This is a genomic window from Isoptericola sp. S6320L (assembly GCF_023015685.1).
Lineage (GTDB): Bacteria > Actinomycetota > Actinomycetes > Actinomycetales > Cellulomonadaceae > Isoptericola > Isoptericola halotolerans_A.
This window is the reverse complement of the sequence record NZ_JALKAT010000003.1, coordinates 100,744-117,366: the sequence shown is the minus strand read 5'-3', so window position 1 is coordinate 117,366 and position 16,623 is coordinate 100,744. Positions and strand designations below refer to the sequence as shown.

General features: G+C 70.7%; 13 protein-coding genes and 2 tRNA genes. 3 read left to right on the top strand and 12 right to left on the bottom strand.

The genetic code is table 11. The annotated features are described in order from the left end of the window. Positions 1 to 98 precede the first annotated feature (98 nt). On the top strand, positions 99 to 341 hold the full coding sequence (locus tag MWU57_RS03255; protein ID WP_106265762.1) for a cell division protein CrgA: 243 nt from the start codon (positions 99 to 101) through the stop codon (positions 339 to 341). Between the two features lie 77 nt (positions 342 to 418). On the opposite strand, the gene MWU57_RS03250 is transcribed toward MWU57_RS03255, so the two are convergent. Both MWU57_RS03250 and MWU57_RS03245 read right to left on the bottom strand, forming a co-directional pair. Continuing rightward, on the bottom strand, positions 419 to 1,132 hold the full coding sequence (locus tag MWU57_RS03250; protein WP_308221131.1) for a rhomboid family intramembrane serine protease: 714 nt from the start codon (positions 1,130 to 1,132) through the stop codon (positions 419 to 421). 176 nt (positions 1,133 to 1,308) lie between these two features. Continuing rightward, on the bottom strand, positions 1,309 to 1,848 hold the full coding sequence (locus tag MWU57_RS03245) for a peptidylprolyl isomerase (RefSeq protein ID WP_246907223.1): 540 nt from the start codon (positions 1,846 to 1,848) through the stop codon (positions 1,309 to 1,311). Positions 1,849 to 1,934: 86 nt separating this feature from the next. On the opposite strand from MWU57_RS03245, the gene MWU57_RS03240 reads away from it, so the two are divergent. Continuing rightward, positions 1,935 to 2,816 (top strand): hypothetical protein, encoded by an 882-nt coding sequence (locus MWU57_RS03240; RefSeq protein WP_246907222.1) that lies wholly within the window; start codon positions 1,935 to 1,937, stop codon positions 2,814 to 2,816. 220 nt (positions 2,817 to 3,036) lie between these two features. Beyond that, complete coding sequence (locus tag MWU57_RS03235) at positions 3,037 to 5,652, top strand: carbohydrate-binding protein (protein WP_246907221.1); 2,616 nt, start codon at positions 3,037 to 3,039, stop codon at positions 5,650 to 5,652. A 58-nt stretch (positions 5,653 to 5,710) separates the two neighbouring features. On the opposite strand, the gene MWU57_RS03230 is transcribed toward MWU57_RS03235, so the two are convergent. From MWU57_RS03230 to dnaN, 10 genes are all read right to left on the bottom strand, one after another. Beyond that, positions 5,711 to 5,783, bottom strand: a tRNA-Ala gene (locus MWU57_RS03230). 7 nt (positions 5,784 to 5,790) lie between these two features. Beyond that, entirely contained in the window at positions 5,791 to 5,910 is a 120-nt protein-coding gene (locus MWU57_RS03225; RefSeq protein ID WP_219885641.1) for a DLW-39 family protein, read from the bottom strand. Between the two features lie 26 nt (positions 5,911 to 5,936). Then, a tRNA-Ile gene (locus MWU57_RS03220) sits at positions 5,937 to 6,010 on the bottom strand. 116 nt (positions 6,011 to 6,126) lie between these two features. After that, positions 6,127 to 7,143, bottom strand: a complete 1,017-nt coding sequence (locus tag MWU57_RS03215; RefSeq protein WP_246907220.1) for a DUF3566 domain-containing protein — start codon at positions 7,141 to 7,143, stop codon at positions 6,127 to 6,129. Next, positions 7,143 to 9,737 (bottom strand): DNA gyrase subunit A, encoded by a 2,595-nt coding sequence (gyrA, locus tag MWU57_RS03210; protein ID WP_246907318.1) that lies wholly within the window; start codon positions 9,735 to 9,737, stop codon positions 7,143 to 7,145. Before gyrA ends, MWU57_RS03215 begins: the two co-directional genes overlap by 1 nt. 149 nt (positions 9,738 to 9,886) lie before the next feature. Continuing rightward, positions 9,887 to 11,974 (bottom strand): DNA topoisomerase (ATP-hydrolyzing) subunit B, encoded by a 2,088-nt coding sequence (gyrB, locus tag MWU57_RS03205; protein ID WP_246907219.1) that lies wholly within the window; start codon positions 11,972 to 11,974, stop codon positions 9,887 to 9,889. 317 nt (positions 11,975 to 12,291) lie between these two features. After that, positions 12,292 to 12,789, bottom strand: coding sequence for a DUF721 domain-containing protein (locus MWU57_RS03200; protein ID WP_106265961.1), 498 nt, complete (start codon positions 12,787 to 12,789; stop codon positions 12,292 to 12,294). A gap of 91 nt (positions 12,790 to 12,880) precedes the next feature. Further along, complete coding sequence (gene recF / locus MWU57_RS03195; RefSeq protein ID WP_246907218.1) at positions 12,881 to 14,074, bottom strand: DNA replication/repair protein RecF; 1,194 nt, start codon at positions 14,072 to 14,074, stop codon at positions 12,881 to 12,883. Between the two features lie 19 nt (positions 14,075 to 14,093). Continuing rightward, the gene (gnd, locus tag MWU57_RS03190) at positions 14,094 to 14,993 is read right to left on the bottom strand and encodes a phosphogluconate dehydrogenase (NAD(+)-dependent, decarboxylating) (protein ID WP_106265776.1); all 900 of its coding nucleotides are present in this window, start codon (positions 14,991 to 14,993) and stop codon (positions 14,094 to 14,096) included. 12 nt (positions 14,994 to 15,005) lie between these two features. Continuing rightward, complete coding sequence (gene dnaN / locus MWU57_RS03185; RefSeq protein ID WP_106265778.1) at positions 15,006 to 16,139, bottom strand: DNA polymerase III subunit beta; 1,134 nt, start codon at positions 16,137 to 16,139, stop codon at positions 15,006 to 15,008. Positions 16,140 to 16,623 lie beyond the last annotated feature (484 nt).

The window sequence follows — 16,623 nt, the reverse complement described above, 5'->3', positions numbered from 1 at the left end:
GCTGGTGCGGCTGGCCACTACGCTAGACGAAAAACCCGTCGTCGGCGGTCGAGAATCCCTCTCGAACGTCGCAAAACACCCTCACAGGAGTCAGCCCCGTGGCCGAGTCGAAGCCCGAGAAGAAGAAGTCCGACCCCGCGGTCCCGAAGTCGTCGGCCAACCCCCGCTGGCTCGTGCCCACGATGCTCGGACTGATGCTCGCCGGGCTCGCGTGGATCGTCATCTACTACCTGACGAGCCAGAACCTCGGGCTGCCCGTCCCGCAGCTCGGCAACTGGAACCTCCTGGTCGGGTTCGTCCTCATCATCGCCGGGTTCTCCCTGACCACACGCTGGAAGTGACCTGGGCTGTACAAGTCCCACCGGTGTGATTCCACACCTGTGCATATCTCTGGGGATAACTCGTACGGCGTCCGCCGTCAGAGCATCGGCAGGGACACCGCGGTCGAGTACTTCCACACCGTGAGGGCGACGAGGACGACGCCGACGGCGGTGGGCAGCGCCCAGCCCACGAGCTTCTGACGCTCCCGCGGTGCGGCGGCGTAGCCGGCGCCGATGACGAGCCCGACGACGAGGCCGCCGACGTGCGCCTCCCAGGCGATGTTGGCCATGAAGAACGGCAGCGCCATGTTGATGGCGATCAGCACCACGATCTGCCCGGCGTTGCGTCCCATACGGCGCAGCACGGGGATGATGGCGCCGAAGAGGCCGAACACGGCACCCGAGGCGCCCACCACCGGGGTGAGCCAGCTCATGCTCAGCGGGTCGGCCAGCAGCAGCACGCCGACCGACCCGCCGACGGCTGCGAGCAGGTAGAGAGCGATGAACCGGCCTCGCCCGAACGCCTGCTCGAGGAACGGTCCCACCAGCCACAGCGCGTACATGTTGAACAGGATGTGCAGCGGGCTGGTGGAGTGCAGGAACGCCGCCGTGAGGAAGCGCCACGGCTCCTCGTCGCCGACCACGGGCGCGAACGCCCACTGCTGCGTCCAGGCGCCCCCCGTCGCGAGCTGGAGGACCCAGCTCACCACGCACAGGCCGATGATCGTCAGCGTGACGACCGGGCGCCCGCCGCGGACCGTCCCCCCGAAGACGGTCCGGGCGCTGCGGGAGGCCTTCGCCGCCTGCGCCACGCAGTCGACGCACTGCACACCGACGGGCGCGGGGCGCTGGCACTCCGGGCACGTCGGTCGCCCGCAGCGCTGGCAGCGCACGTACGCGACCCGGTCGGGGTGCCGCGGGCAGACCGGCGGAGCCTCGCCCGGCCGGCCCGCGGGCGGCTGCTGCGGGGTGCTGATGGCGGGGCTCCTCAGTCCTCGATCGTGACGCGCTCGAGGACGATGTCCTCGACCGGGCGGTCTCCGGGGCGCACCTTGGTCGAACCGATGGCGTCGACGACGGCGCGCGACTCGTCGTCGGCGACCTTGCCGAAGATCGTGTGCTTGCCGTTCAGCCAGGACGTGGCCGTCGTGGTGATGAAGAACTGCGAGCCGTTGGTGCCCTCGGCCTCACCGGTCACGGGGTTGCGCCGCTTGCCGGCGTTCGCCATGGCGAGGAGGTACTTCTCGTCGAACGCGAGCTCCGGGTGGATCTCGTCGTCGAACGTGTAGCCGGGGCCGCCGGTGCCGGTGCCCAGCGGGTCGCCGCCCTGGATCATGAAGTTGTCGATCACCCGGTGGAAGATGACGCCGTCGTAGAGCGGGTCGTTGCGCTCGGCGCCCGTGCGCGGGTCTGTCCAGGTCTTGGTGCCCTGGGCCAGCCCGACGAAGTTCGCGACCGTCTTCGGCGCGTGGTTCGGGAACAGCTCGAGGCGGATGTCACCGGCAGAGGTGTGGAGAGTTGCGAACATGGCCCCATCCTCTCACCGGCGACCCGGATGGACGCCACCGGGCGTGTAGCGGTGCGACCCGGCGCGACGAGTGGCACAGTGGTCGCATGGTGCAGACCCCGAAGATCGACTCCGCCAAGGTCAAGGACTCCGCCGCGGAGGTCACGGCCGCGCTCGTCGGCGCGGGCTCCCGTGCCGCGGACAGCGCCAAGGACGCCGCAGGGCAGGCCCGGGACTGGGCCTCCCCGCGTGTGGACTCGTTCGTCGAGTGGCTCCGGCCACGCGTCGAGCAGGCGTGGAGCGAAAGTGTTCAGGCCGCCGCGCCGCGTGTCGAGCAGGCCGCCGGCAGGACCGGCCCGCTCGTCGACAGCGCCCACGACAAGATCGTGGACGAGTACCTGCCCAAGCTCGTCGAAGTGTTCAACGATGCCGCCAAGAAGGCGGCGCTGACGACCGAGGAGGCGGCGAAGGCCGCCAAGAAGGCCGCCAAGGCCGCCGAGAAGTCGGCACGCAAGGCCCAGCGCAGGTCCCGGCGGCGCAAGACGTTCGTCTGGACGCTGGTCGCCGGCGGTGCCGCCGCCGCCGGCTACGCGTTCTACCGCCGGGCGCAGCCGCAGAACGACCCGTGGGCCGAGCCCTGGGAGCAGTCCACCGCACCCGACTTCGACGGCGTGGCGCGCGACGCGCGGCACGTGGTCGGCGACGCGGCCGAGGCCGTGGGCGAGGCCGCCGGTGCGGCCGTGGCCAAGGGCAAGGAGGCCACGGAGAAGCTCTCGAGCCGGGCCGCCCAGGCCACGGAGGACGCCAAGGAGAAGACGGCTGCCCGGACCTCCAGGGCTCGCAAGTCCGCGGCCGACGCGACCAAGGACGCGGTGGACGACGCCGCGGACGGCGCGAAGAAGGCGACGGACGCCGCCCAGCAGAAGGCCGACGAGGCTGTGGAGGCAGCCGACGAGGCCACCGACCCGAAGAACGACGGCACGAAGTAGACCGCCCGTCCGGAACGACGAGAGCCCCCATCCTGACCAGGACGGGGGCTCTCGTGCTGCCGGGGCGAGCGAGGTCCGAACCGTTTAGGAGGCTACCCACCGCTACCGATCGGAAAGCGCCTGCCCTAGCATCGTGAGGCGTCGGCTGGATCGATTCAATCGGTCGCCAGCCCTCCGGTCGCAACGCCGCGGCCGCGCCCTTTCACGAAGGAGTGAAGCAATGTCCAGGCGAAGAACAACCAGAGCCGTCCTCGTCGCCGCGCTCTCCGGCGTCGCGTTCGCCGCGACGAGCGTCGGCACGCTGACCACCGCCCACGCGGACCCGGTCCGCTACGAGGCCGAGGCCGCCCCGGCCGTGTGTGCCGGGACGGTCGACGCCAACCACGCCGGGCACTCCGGCACCGGCTTCTGCAACTCCGACAACGCCGTCGGTGCCACGCTCGTCGTCACGATCGACGCCGGATCCGGCGGCACCGCCACCCTCGGCATCCGGTACGCCAACGGGGGCACGACCGACCGGCCGGCCGACGTCGTCGTCGACGGCGAGACGGTCGGCACCGTCGCGCTGGGCCCGACCGGAGCATGGGACGCCTGGACCACCAGCACCGTCACCGTTCCCGTCACCGGCGGCGCGACCACGATCCGCCTGGCCGCGACCAGCGCCGGCGGGCTCGCCAACATCGACTACGTCGAGGCCGAGGTCACCGCCGCCCCCACACCGTCTCGACACGAGGCGGAGGACGCCCCGGCACTCTGCGAAGGCCTCGTCGAGGCCAACCACGCCGGGCACTCGGGCACCGGCTTCTGCAACACCGACAACGCCGTCGGCGCCGGGGTCGAGTTCTCGGTCGACGCCGCCGCGGCGGGGACGACGACTCTCGACGTCGGCTACGCCCACGCCGGTTCGAGCAGCCGGCCCGGTGAGGTCGTCGTCAACGGGACGTCCGTGCGGACCGCGCAGTTCTCCGCCACCGGCGCGTGGACGACCTGGGCGACCGAGCGCGTCACCGTCGAGCTGGACGCGGGCGTCAACACCGTCCGCCTGCAGGCGACCGGCCCGGACGGCCTGGCGAACATCGACTACCTGGACGTCACCCCCGGCGGCTCCCCGGACGGCGGTGGCGACGGCGCCTACGAGGTCGAGGCCCTGACCCGGGGTGTCAGCGTCCGGCCGGCGAGCGGCGGCAACCTCGTGAGCTGGCGCCTGCTCGGCACCGACGACCCGGACGTGGCCTTCAACGTCTACCGCGACGGCCAGCGGCTCAACTCCTCTCCGCTCACCGGCGCCACGAACTATCGGGACACCGGGGGGTCGTCGGGCTCCGACTACTCGGTCGCCGCGGTGACCGGCGGCACCGAGGGTGCCCGGTCAGGCGTGGAGGCGCGGTTCGGCTCGGGCGGGTTCCTCGACGTCCCGATCGACCGGCCGGGGAGCAGCTACACGGCCAACGACGCCAGCGTCGGCGACCTGGACGGTGACGGCGACTACGAGTACGTCGTCAAGTGGTATCCGGACAACGCCAAGGACAACTCCCAGTCCGGGTACACCGACAACACGATCATCGACGCGTACACGTTGGAGGGCAGCCGCCTCTGGCGGATCGACCTGGGCCGCAACATCCGCTCGGGCGCCCACTACACCCAGTTCCAGGTCTACGACTACGACGGCGACGGCGACGCCGAGATCGCCATGAAGACGGCCGACGGGACGCGCGACGGCCAGGGGAGGGTCATCGGGAACGCCGGCGCCGACCACCGCAACGCGGGCGGCTACGTCCTGTCGGGGCCCGAGTTCCTGACCATCTTCGACGGCCGTACCGGCACCGCGGTCGACACCGTCGACTACCAGCCGCCGCGCGGCGACGTCTCGAGCTGGGGCGACAGCTACGGCAACCGGGTCGACCGGTTCCTGGCCGGGACCGCGTACCTGGACGGCACCAGCCCGTCCATGGTCTTCGCGCGCGGCTACTACACCCGCTCGGTCATCTGGGCGGTCGACTTCGACGGGCAGGACCTGACCACCCGGTGGGTCTTCGACTCGGACGAAAGGGGCTCGCAGTACCGCGGCCAGGGCGCCCACAGCCTCTCGATCGCGGACCTCGACGGCGACGGTCGCCAGGACGTCGTCTACGGCGCGATGGCGATCGGGTCCGACGGCAACCCGCTGTGGAACTCCCGCATGGGCCACGGCGACGCGCTCCACGTCTCCGACCTCGTGCCCGGCCGCCCCGGGCAGGAGGTGTACATGCCGCACGAGAGCAGCAGCGCCCCGTCCTCCAGCCTCCTCGGCTCGGACGGCACGGTGCTGTTCCAGACCAGCCCGGACGGCGACAACGGCCGTGGCGTGGCCGCGAACGTCACCACCGCCAACCCGGGCGCCGAGTACTGGTCGTCCAACGTGTCCGGCCTGCGCAACGCCTCAGGGGACACCGTCGGGGCCAAGCCGAGCTCGGCGAACTTCCTGGCGTGGTGGGACGACGACGGGGAGCGCGAGCTGCTCGACGGCACCCACGTCGACGACTACGACGACGGACGCCTGCTGACCGCCTCCGGCGTCAGCACGAACAACGGCACGAAGTCGAACCCGGCGCTCTCCGGTGACCTCTTCGGCGACTGGCGCGAAGAGGTCGTCTGGCGGACCGACGACTCGTCAGCGCTCCGGATTTACTCCACGCCGTACGAGACGGACCTGCGGATCCCCACTCTCATGCACGATCCGCAGTACCGCGTGGCGATCGCCTGGCAGAACACGGGCTACAACCAGCCGCCGCACCCCAGCTTCCACATCGGCAGCGAGGTGAGCAGCTACCCCTGGCCTGACATCCACACCCCGTAGCAGGGGGCCCTCCGACGACGAAAGGCCGCTGACCCGTCGGTCAGCGGCCTTTCTCGGGTGGAGCCAAGGGGACTCGAACCCCTAACCCCCTGCTTGCAAAGCAGGTGCGCTACCAATTGCGCCATGGCCCCGGGGGGGTCAGTCGAGGGAGTCGGTGACCTCGGTCCAGAGGTCGCGGTCGGCGGCGTCTGCCGACAGGCGCCGCCAGACGACGTACCCGGCCAGGGCGGCGAGCAGGATCACGAACAGCTTCTTCATGCTGGACCTCCGCGTCTGCCAGGGAGTGGGGCTAGGAGGACTTGAACCTCCGACCTCTTCCTTATCAGGGAAGCGCTCTAACCGTCTGAGCTATAGCCCCTCCGCACGTGTCCGATGAACGCGTGCAGCACGGAACACTACCGTACCCGGCGCTCCGGTCCCAAACCGCGGGCGGTCGCCGCGGTGTGACGTCCGTCGCGCCGGGTGCGTCCCGCCTCAGTCGTCGGTGAGGGTCAGGTGCACGCCGCCGACCAGCGCCGCGGTGATGTTGTAGAGGATCGCCATGATGGTGGCGATCGCCGTGAACAGCACCATGTTGACCAGCGCGATGAGCGTCGAGAGCGAGATCATGCGCTCGAACTCGACGAACTGCGTGATGTTGATCGTCTGCGGCCCCATCGTCTCGATGAGGAACTCCTGGATCGTCGCGAACGTCCCGAGGGAGTTCAGGGAGTACCAGACGACACCGGTCGCGACGACGATCATGATCCCGATCGCGACCGACAGCAGGAACGCGAGCTTCATGATCGACCAGGGGTCGATCCGCGACACGGACAGGCGGACCCGACGCGGGCTGCCCAGACCCTCGCTCGGGCTGGCCGCCGACTGCAGGGTGGGCTGCGCACCGGTGGCGGCGCCGTACTGCGCGCCCCCGTACTGCGCACCCGCCGGCGACGCCTCAGGCTGCGCCGCACCGTGCACGCCCCCGGCGGAGTAGTGCATCTCCGGCCGTGAGGCGCTCTGCGTCGTCCCCGTCGAGGGCGGCGGCGGGGGAGCGCTCTGCGAGCCCGAGGACGCCGCGTCCGGCGGTTCAGCACCGGTGCTCGAGGACGCCGCCGACTGCACCTTCTTGGCCGCGTTGCGCGCCGCCGCGAGGGCCGCCGCCGCTGCCTTGACGGCACCGTCCTTCACGGCGGAACCGTTCGTGGGCGCCGGCTCCGCCGAGGTTCCTTCCGCCCGCGTGGTGTCCGCCGGCGCGGGCTTCGACGTCGTGCCCGTCGTGGTGCCCGACGTCGAGGAGGCCGGCTCGGCCACGCTCACCTCACCCACGGGCTCGCCGGTGGGCTTCGCGTCGACCTTCGCCGCGGCGGACGTGCTGCCGTTGCTCGGCGCCGGGACGCGGTCCTCGCCCGACGTGGTCGGGGCTGCCGGCACGGGCGACATCTGCTGCGTCGAGTCCACAGCCTCCGCCGTCGTCGTCCCTGCCTGCCCCGCGTTCTTGTCGCTGGCCATCAGATGTTCCCGTCCCCGGTCTCGTCCTGCTCGGGCGCGGTCGCCTCGGCGGCCCCGACCGGGCCGCCGTCAGCGGCCTGCTCCTCCACGCTAACCGACACCTCGTCCTCGCGACGCTCGACGTTCCGGGCGACCGCGATGATCCGGTCCTTCTTGTCCGGCTTGGCGAAGGTGACGCCCTGGGTCGTCCGACCCGTCAGGTTCACCTCGTCCACCCGCGACCGGACGATCTTGCCACGCTCCATGATGACCAGGACCTCGGTGTCCGCGTCCGTGACGAGAGCGCCCACGAGGTCGCCCCGCGCCTCGACGAGGTTCGCCACCTTGATGCCGTAGCCGTTGCGACCCTGGAGGCGGTAGTCGTCGATCCGGGTGCGCTTCGCGAACCCGCCCTCCGTGACCACGAACAGGTCGGTGCCCGGCGTGACGACGTCGGCGTTGAGCAGCTCGTCGTCCTCGCGGAACTTCATGCCGGTCACGCCGGACGTCGCGCGACCCATAGGGCGGAGCGTGTCGTCGTCGGCCGGGAACCGGATCGACTGCCCCTTGCGCGAGACGAGGATGAGCTCGTCGTCGGCGTTCACCAGGCGTGCGGCCACGAGCTCGTCCGGGGTGCCGTCGTCGTCCTGGCGCAGGTTGATGGCGATGAGGCCACCGCTGCGCGGGGAGTCGTAGTCGCTCAGGCGCGTCTTCTTGACCAGCCCGCGACGCGTAGCGAGCACGAGGTACTCCGCCGCGTCGTAGTCCCGGACGGCCAGCACCTGGGCGATCTTCTCGTCGGGCTGCATCGCCAGCAGGTTCGCGACGTGCTGGCCCTTCGCGTCCCGCGCCTGCTCGGGCAGCTCGTAGCCCTTGACGCGGTAGACCCGGCCGGCGTCGGTGAAGAACAGCAGCCAGTGGTGGGTCGTGGTCACGAAGAAGTGGTCGACGATGTCGTCCTGGCGCAGCGTGGCGCCCCGGACACCCTTCCCGCCACGGCGCTGGGCACGGTAGGAGTCGGTGCGCGTGCGCTTGGCGTACCCGCCGTGCGTGATCGTGACGACCACGTCCTCCTCGGGGATGAGGTCCTCGATCGACATGTCGCCGTCGTAGGGGAGGATCGTGGTGCGGCGCTCGTCGCCCCACCGCTCGGTCACCTCGTCCAGCTCGGTCGCGACGATCTCCCGCTGACGGGCCGGCTTGGCGAGGATGTCCTCGTACTCGAGGATCTCCGCCTTGAGCTTGGCGTGCTCGTCGAGGATCTGCTGCCGCTCCAGCGCCGCCAGACGGCGGAGCTGCAGCGCGAGGATCGCGTTGGCCTGCGTCTCGTCGATCCCGAGCAGCTCCGTGAGGCCGGACCGTGCCTGGTCGGCGTCGGGGGAGCGGCGGATGAGGGCGATGACGGCGTCGAGCGCGTCGAGGGCGCGCAGGTAGCCCTCGTAGATGTGAATCTTGTCCTGCGCCTCGCGCAGCAGGTAGGCGGTGCGGCGGCGCACGACCTCGATCTGGTGCTGCGTCCAGTGGCGCACGAACGCGTCGAGGCTGAGCGTGCGGGGCACCTCGTCGACGAGCGCGAGCATGTTCGCGCTGAAGTTGTCCTGCAGCTGGGTGTGCTTGTACAGGTTGTTCAGCACGACCTTGGCGACGGCGTCGCGCTTGAGGACGATGACCAGGCGCTGACCGGTGCGGCCGGAGGTCTCGTCCCGGATGTCGGCGATGCCGGCGATCTTCCCGTCGTTGACCAGGTCGGCGATCTTGGTGGCCAGGTTGTCCGGGTTGACCATGTAGGGCAGCTCGGTGATCACCAGGCAGATCCGGTTCTGGATCTCCTCGACGTTGACCACGGCGCGCATCGTGATCGACCCGCGGCCCGTCCGGTAGGCCTCCTCGATGCCCTTGGTGCCCAGGATCTGCGCGCCCGAGGGGAAGTCCGGCCCCTTGATGCGCTGCATGAGCGCGGCGAGCAGCTCCTCCTTGGAGGCGTCCGGGTTGGCCAGGTGCCACCGGACACCCTCGGCGACCTCCCGCAGGTTGTGCGGCGGGATGTTCGTGGCCATGCCGACGGCGATGCCCGCCGAGCCGTTGACCAGGAGGTTCGGGATGCGGGACGGCAGGACGACGGGCTCCTGCGTCCGGCCGTCGTAGTTGTCCTGGAAGTCGACGGTGTCCTTGTCGATGTCCCGGACCATCTCGAGCGCCAGGGGCGCCATCCGGCACTCGGTGTACCGCGGGGCGGCCGCCGGGTCGTTGCCGGGCGAGCCGAAGTTCCCCTGACCCGCGACCAGCGGGTACCGCAGCACCCAGTCCTGGACGAGGCGGACCAGCGTGTCGTAGATCGCCGTGTCGCCGTGGGGGTGGAACTTGCCCATGACGTCGCCGACGACGCGGGAGCACTTGGAGAACGCGCGGTCGGGCCGGTAGCCGCCGTCGTACATCGCGTAGAGCACGCGGCGGTGCACCGGCTTGAGGCCGTCGCGCACGTCGGGCAGCGCCCGGCCGACGATGACGCTCATCGCGTAGTCCAGGTACGACCGCTGCATCTCGAGCTGCAGGTCCACCTGCTCGACGCGGCCGTGCTGGATCGCGGCCAGCGCGACGTCGTCGCCTGCCGGCATCTGCGCGGGTCCGTCGTTCTCGGGGCCGGGTGTCTCGTCCGTCACCGTGTCTCCGTTTCTTCCTGCGCCGCCCGGGCGCGGGTCCTGCCTCGATCAGTCCTGAAGGTTCTGTACAACTGGACGTTCACATCGTGTACGCCCAGCGCCGGTCAGATGTCGAGGAACCGGACGTCCTTGGCGTTGCGCTGGATGAAGCTGCGGCGGGACTCGACGTCCTCACCCATCAGCACCGAGAAGATCTCGTCCGCCGCGGCAGCGTCATCGATCGTGACCTGCATCAACGTGCGGTGCTCGGGGTCCATCGTGGTGTCCCAGAGCTCGGTGTAGTCCATCTCGCCGAGACCCTTGTAGCGCTGGATGCCGTTCTCCTTGGGGATCCGCTTGCCCGCGGCGATGCCCTGCTGGAGGAACGCGTCACGCTCCCGGTCGGAGTACACGTAGTCGTGCGGGGCGTTCGTCCACTTGAGCCTGTACAGCGGCGGCTGCGCGAGGTACACGTGCCCCTGCTCGATGAGCGGGCGCATGTAGCGGAACAGCAGCGTCAGCAGGAGCGTGCAGATGTGCTGGCCGTCGACGTCGGCGTCGGCCATGAGCACGATCTTGTGGTACCGCAGCTTGACGATGTCGAAATCCTCGCCGATGCCGGTGCCGAACGCGGTGATCAGCGCCTGGACCTCGGCGTTGGACAGCGCCTTGTCGAGCCGGGCGCGCTCCACGTTGAGGATCTTGCCGCGCAGCGGCAGGATCGCCTGGTGGTGCGGGTCGCGGCCGCGCACCGCGGAACCACCCGCGGAGTCGCCCTCGACGATGTAGATCTCGCACTCCTCGGGGCGGTTCGACTGGCAGTCCTTCAGCTTGCCGGGCATCCCGCCCGAGCTGAGGATCCCCTTGCGCCGTGTCGCCTCGCGCGCCTTGCGGGCCGCGATCCGCGCCTGCGACGCCGAGATCGCCTTGCGGATGATGTCCCGCGCCTCGTTCGGGTGGGCGTCGAACCAGTCGACCAGCTTCTCGCGCACGACACGCTGCACGAACGTCTTGGCCTCGGTGTTGCCCAGCTTGGTCTTCGTCTGGCCCTCGAACTGCGGCTCGCCCAGCTTGACGCTCAGCACCGCGGTGAGCCCCTCGCGGATGTCGTCACCCGTGAGGTTCTCGTCCTTCTCCTTGAGGATCGCCTTGTCCCGCGCGTAGGAGTTCACCAGACCCGTCAGCGCTGCGCGGAAGCCCTCCTCGTGGGTGCCGCCCTCCGTCGTCGAGATCGTGTTGGCGAACGTGTGGACCGACTCGCTGTACGCGCTGGTCCACTGCAGGGCGATCTCGAGCGAGATCTGCGCCGAGGTGTCCTCCGACTCGATGTCGATGATCTCCGGGTGGATGATCTCGGAGCGCTTCGCGGCGTTGATGTGCTTCACGTAGTCGATGAGGCCGTGGTCGTACTTGTACGTGACCGTCCGGACCGCGCCGCCGTCCGACTCGGCGTCGTGCACCTCGTCGTCCGGGGACTCGACCGTGTCCACGGCGGGGGCGTCCGCACCCTCGATCCCGGCGGCCTCGCCGTCGGCCGGCACGCCGGTGATCTCGTCGGGGCCGGAGACGTGCTCGGTGCGCTCGTCCGTGAGCGTGATGCGCAGGCCCTTGTTGAGGAACGCGTACTGCTGGAAGCGGGACCGGAGCGTCTCGAAGTCGTAGTCCGTCGTCTCGAAGATGGTGCCGTCGGCCCAGAACGTCTGCGTCGTGCCCGTCTCGTCCGTCGCCTCGAGCTGCTCCAGCTCGCCGACCGGGGCGCCGCCGTCGGCGAACTCCTGGCGCCAGGCGTGACCGTCACGGCGCACCTCGGTGACGACCCGCGACGAGAGGGCGTTGACGACCGAGATGCCCACGCCGTGCAGACCGCCGGAGACGGCGTACCCGCCGCCCCCGAACTTGCCGCCCGCGTGCAGGATCGTCATGACGACCTCGACCGTCGGCCGGCCCTCCGTGGGGTGCATCGCCACCGGGATGCCGCGGCCGTTGTCCACGACGCGCACCCCGCCGTCCGCCAGCAGCGTGACGTCGATGGTGTCGGCATGGCCGGCGAGAGCCTCGTCGACCGAGTTGTCCACAACCTCGTACACGAGGTGATGGAGACCTCGCGCGCCGGTGGACCCGATGTACATGCCGGGTCGCTTACGGACTGCCTCGAGGCCCTCGAGGACGGTGATGTTCCCGGCGTCGTAGCTGCTGTCGGATCGCTGAGCCACAGGCTGTAGCACTCCTCGTCGTCCAGGCACGCGACGGGGTGTCCCGGACCGAGGGGTCCGGGCCGCAGCACAGGGACAGGCACGGGTGTGCCGGCTGCGGGTCGGTGCCGTGCGCCGCCGGGGGACCATCGAGGCCCGAGCAGTCGTCGACCGGCCCAGCGGGGCCGGTCGCACGCTTCTCCACGGACCCGGATCGACACCCGGGGACACCCGCCAAGTCTACCGGAGATCCGCAGGAAATCGCGGCGATCGGGCTCTTGAGCGTGTGCGCTGCCACACGTTGTCCACAGGTTTCTCCACATCGGCCGCAGCGTCGCTCAGCCGAAGGTGTCACCCGGTCCCGGGCCCCGCACCGACCGGCGTCCACGGCGGAAGCTCGGGCCTGCCGGACCGAGCACCGTGACCTTCTCCACGACGCCCTCGCCGACCTCCTCGTCGAGGCGTCGCATCAGCGTGGGCACGAGCAGCCGGACCTGCGTGGCCCACGCCGTCGAGTCCGCCCGCACCACCAGCACCTTGTCCTCGAAGGTCTCCGGCGTGCAGTGGTCCGCGACCTGGTCACCGACCACCTCGCGCCACCGGCCGATCACCCCGCCGACCGACACCTCCTCGTGCCATCCCTTGTCCCGCAGGAGGCGCGCCACCACGTCCGACACGAGGCGCGGGTCGCGGGCGTTCGGGCCCTTGCCCGGTTCCTTGCGCGGCTCGGCCAGCGCCGAACGCCGCGACGGCGACCCCGGCCGCAGACCCTTGGCGCGAGCCGCCGCCTTCGCACGGTTCAGCGCCTCACGGGCCACCTCGGAGCGTGGCGTCAGCTCCGTGCGTTCGACGACGGGACGCGGGTCGCGCTCCGTACGCCTCTCCGGCGGGTCGAGCGCGTCCGGGGAGCCGGCGTCGGCCCCCTGTTCAGACACGCCGCACCTGCCCGGACGTGACCTCGAAGCGGGCGCCCAGGAGCGCCTCCGGGACGTCCTGCGGCACCGCGGCCGTCACCAGCACCTGACGGGACTGCACCACGAGCTCGGCGAGCCGCTCACGACGGCGGACGTCGAGCTCGGCGAACACGTCGTCGAGGATGAGCACGGGATCCGCGTCCGAGCCGTGGTCCGGGTCCCAGAAGACGCCGTCGGTCTCGATCGGCTCCGAGCCGCCGCCCAGCAGGCGGAAGGCCGCGAGACGCAGCGCCAGGGCGAACGACCACGACTCCCCGTGGCTCGCATACCCCTTCGCGGGGAGGTCGCCCAGGGAGAGCACCAGGTCGTCCCGGTGGGGCCCGACGAGACTCTGCCCGCGATCGATCTCCTGGGGACGCTGCTCCTCGATGGCGGCGGCCAGGAGCTTCTCGAGCGCCTCCGGCGCCTCGTGCGGGAGCGGACCGTCCGGGCCGGGATCCGGCAGCACCGCCGAGCGGTACCGCACCTGCGCCTCGCTGTCCGCGTCGCTCACCTGCTCGTACGCGGTGGCCACGAGCGGCTGCAGGGCACGGACCAGCGCCGTGCGCCAGGCCAGGACCTGTCCACCGAGCTGGGCCGCCCGGGCGTCCCACACCTCCAGCGCCGACAGGTCCGGGTCGCGCCCAGCCGCCCGGTGGCCCCGCAGCGACTTCAGCAGCGCCGAGCGTTGGCGCACGACCCGCTCATAGTCCGACAGCACGCCGGCGGCGCGGGGGAGGAGCTGCACGACGAGCTGGTCCAGGAAGCGGCGTCGGCCGTCCGGCTCGCCCTTGACGAGCCCCAGGTCCTCCGGGGCGAACAGGACGGTACGCAGGATGCCGAGGACGTCGCGGGCCCGGCCGAGCTGCCCGCGGTTGACGCGGGCCCGGTTCGCCTTGCCCGCGGTGATCTCCAGCTCGACGGTCGACGCGCGCTCGCCGCGCACGACCCGGGTCCGGACCACGGCTCGCTGGGCCCCGGCGCGGATCAGCGGGGTGTCGTTCGCGACCCGGTGGCTGCCGAGCGTCGCGACGTACCCCAGCGCCTCGACGAGGTTCGTCTTGCCGCGCCCGTTGCGGCCGACGAAGGCGTTGGGGCCCGGCTCGAGCTCGACGTCGGCGGACTCGTAGGAGCGGAAGTCGAGCAGCGACAGGTGCGAGACGTACATGACCCCAGTGTCGCGCGGCCTACTCGGCCGACGGCTTCGTGGCGTGGCCGCCGAACTGCTGACGCAGCGCCGCCACGGCCTTCATGGCGGGCGAGTCGTCCTGCCGCGAGGCGAACCGGGAGAACAGCGCCGCGGAGATGACCGGCAGCGGCACCGCGTTGTCGATCGCCTCGTCCACGGTCCACCGGCCCTCGCCGGAGTCGGCGACCCAGTCGTCGATCGCGGCGAGCTGCGGGTCCTCCTCGAGGGCCTTGACCATGAGGTCCAGCAGCCAGGAGCGCACCACCGTGCCACGCTTCCACGCACGCATCGTGCCGTGCACGTCCGTGACCACGTCCTTCTTCGCGGACAGCAGCTCGTAGCCCTCGGCGTACGCCTGCATCAGGCCGTACTCGATGCCGTTGTGCACCATCTTGGCGAAGTGCCCGGCACCGACGTTGCCTGCGTGGACGAAGCCCTCCTCGCGGGGCCCCTCCGGCCGCAGCGCGTCGAAGACCGGCATGAGGTGCGCGACCTGGTCGTCGTCACCACCGCACATCAGGCCGTAGCCGTTCTCCAGCCCCCAGATGCCGCCGGAGACACCGACGTCGACGTACCCGACACCGCGCTCGGCGAGCTCGGCCGCGCGTGCCTGGTCCTCCGGGTAGTGGGAGTTGCCGCCCTCGACGACGATGTCGCCGTCGCCCAGCAGGGTCCCGAGCTCCTGGACGACGCCCCGGGTCGGGTCGCCGGCCGGGACCATCACCCACACCACGCGCCGAGGTCCGGGGAGGGCGTCGACCAGCGCGGCGAGCGACTCGACGTCGGACACCTCGGGTCGCGGGTCGTACCCGGTGACCTCGATGCCCGCGCGGCGCAGGCGCTCGCGCATGTTGTTGCCCATCTTGCCCAGACCGACCAGACCCATGTGGGTGACCATGTGGAGAACCTCTCAGGACGAGAAACGGATGGGGACCAGCAGGTAGCGGTAGGCGGACGAGTCCTCGCCGTCCAGGGACTCCTGGCCGGTGAACTCCACCGGCTTGTTGGGGTGCGTGAACGACATCCGCACGAAGTCCGTGCCCAGCGCGCCCAGACCGTCCAGCAGGAACTGCGGGTTGAAGGCCACCTGGATGTCCTCGCCGACGAGCACCGCCTCCAGGGCTTCCGACGCCTGGGCGTCGTCCCCCTGGCCGGCGTCGAGCACGACCTGGCCCTCGGAGAAGGCCAGGCGTATCGGTGTGTTGCGCTCGGCCACGAGCGAGACCCGCTTGGCGGCGTCGATGAGGGCCTGGGTGGGCACGACGGCGTGGATGGGCGTCGCGTCCGGGAACAGCCGGCGCACGGCCGGGTAGTCGCCGTCGACCAGCTGGGAGGTGGTGTGCCGACCGCCGGCCTCGAAACCGATCAGGTCGATGCCCTCGCCGGTGGACAGCCCGATGTTCACCGGGCCGCCGCCGGCCCCGAGCGACTTCGCGACGTCGTTGAGCGTCCGGGCGCGGACCAGCGCGACGGCGGAGTACCCGGGAGTCGCGGGGGTCCACGTCAGCTCGCGCAGCGCCAGGCGGTAGCGGTCGGTGGCGAGGAGCGTGATCCGCTCGCCCTCGATCTCCATCCGCACACCGGTCAGCAGCGGGAGCGTGTCGTCCCGGCTCGCGGCCACGCTGACCTGGGCGACGGCGTGGGTGAGGGCGTCACCGGGGACGGTTCCGGTGAGCTCGGGCATCGCCGGCAGGGCCGGGTAGTCCTCGACCGGCATGGTGAGCAGGGTGAAGCGGGAGGCACCGCAGGTCAGCGCGACCTTGTTGCCCTCGACCGTGACGTCCACCGGCTTGCTCGGCAGGGCGCGGGAGATCTCGGCGAGGAGGCGGCCGGAGACGAGCACCGTGCCGGACTCCGACACCTCGGCGGGGATCTCGGAGCGCGCCGAGACCTCGTAGTCGAAGCTCGCCAGGCCGATCGACCCCGCGGTGCTGGCCTCGAGCCGGACACCGGCCAGGACAGGAGCCGGCGGTCGTGTGGGGAGCGTACGAGCCGTCCATGTCACGGCCTCGGCCAGGACGTCACGTTCAACCCGGAACTTCATCCCACTCCTCAGTGTGCTCGTGCGGTGCGACGACGTGCCTGTCAGCAGCGCCGTCGTCCGTGCAAACCCTACCGTGCCGGAGCCCTCGAGGAAGGGCGCCCTGCGACCGCCGTCCGGGGCTTCGAAGGCGTGTGGATCTCTCCTGGGAAAAACACGTTCATCGTCGTCGTAGGGGTTGTGGATCATGGGGAAAACCGGTGTCTTCGCAGGTGAGGAGGCACGGAACCCTGTGGAGGCGGCTGTGCGCGAGCCTGTGGGCAACTCGGTGCCCCTGTGGGCGACGGTTTCTGTACCCACAGGCGTCCACCGATGGGGGTGCCTTCGTCCACCGGTTCTCGCGCGTGTTCCACAGGCGTCCACAGATTTGTCCACAGGTGTGAACGGGTGCCTGACCGGAATCGGCGGAGTTGTCCACCGTGCGGGTCCACAGGATGGGGACAGCCCGCCCGAAATGGCACGATCTCGGGCGGGCTGCTGTGGGAAA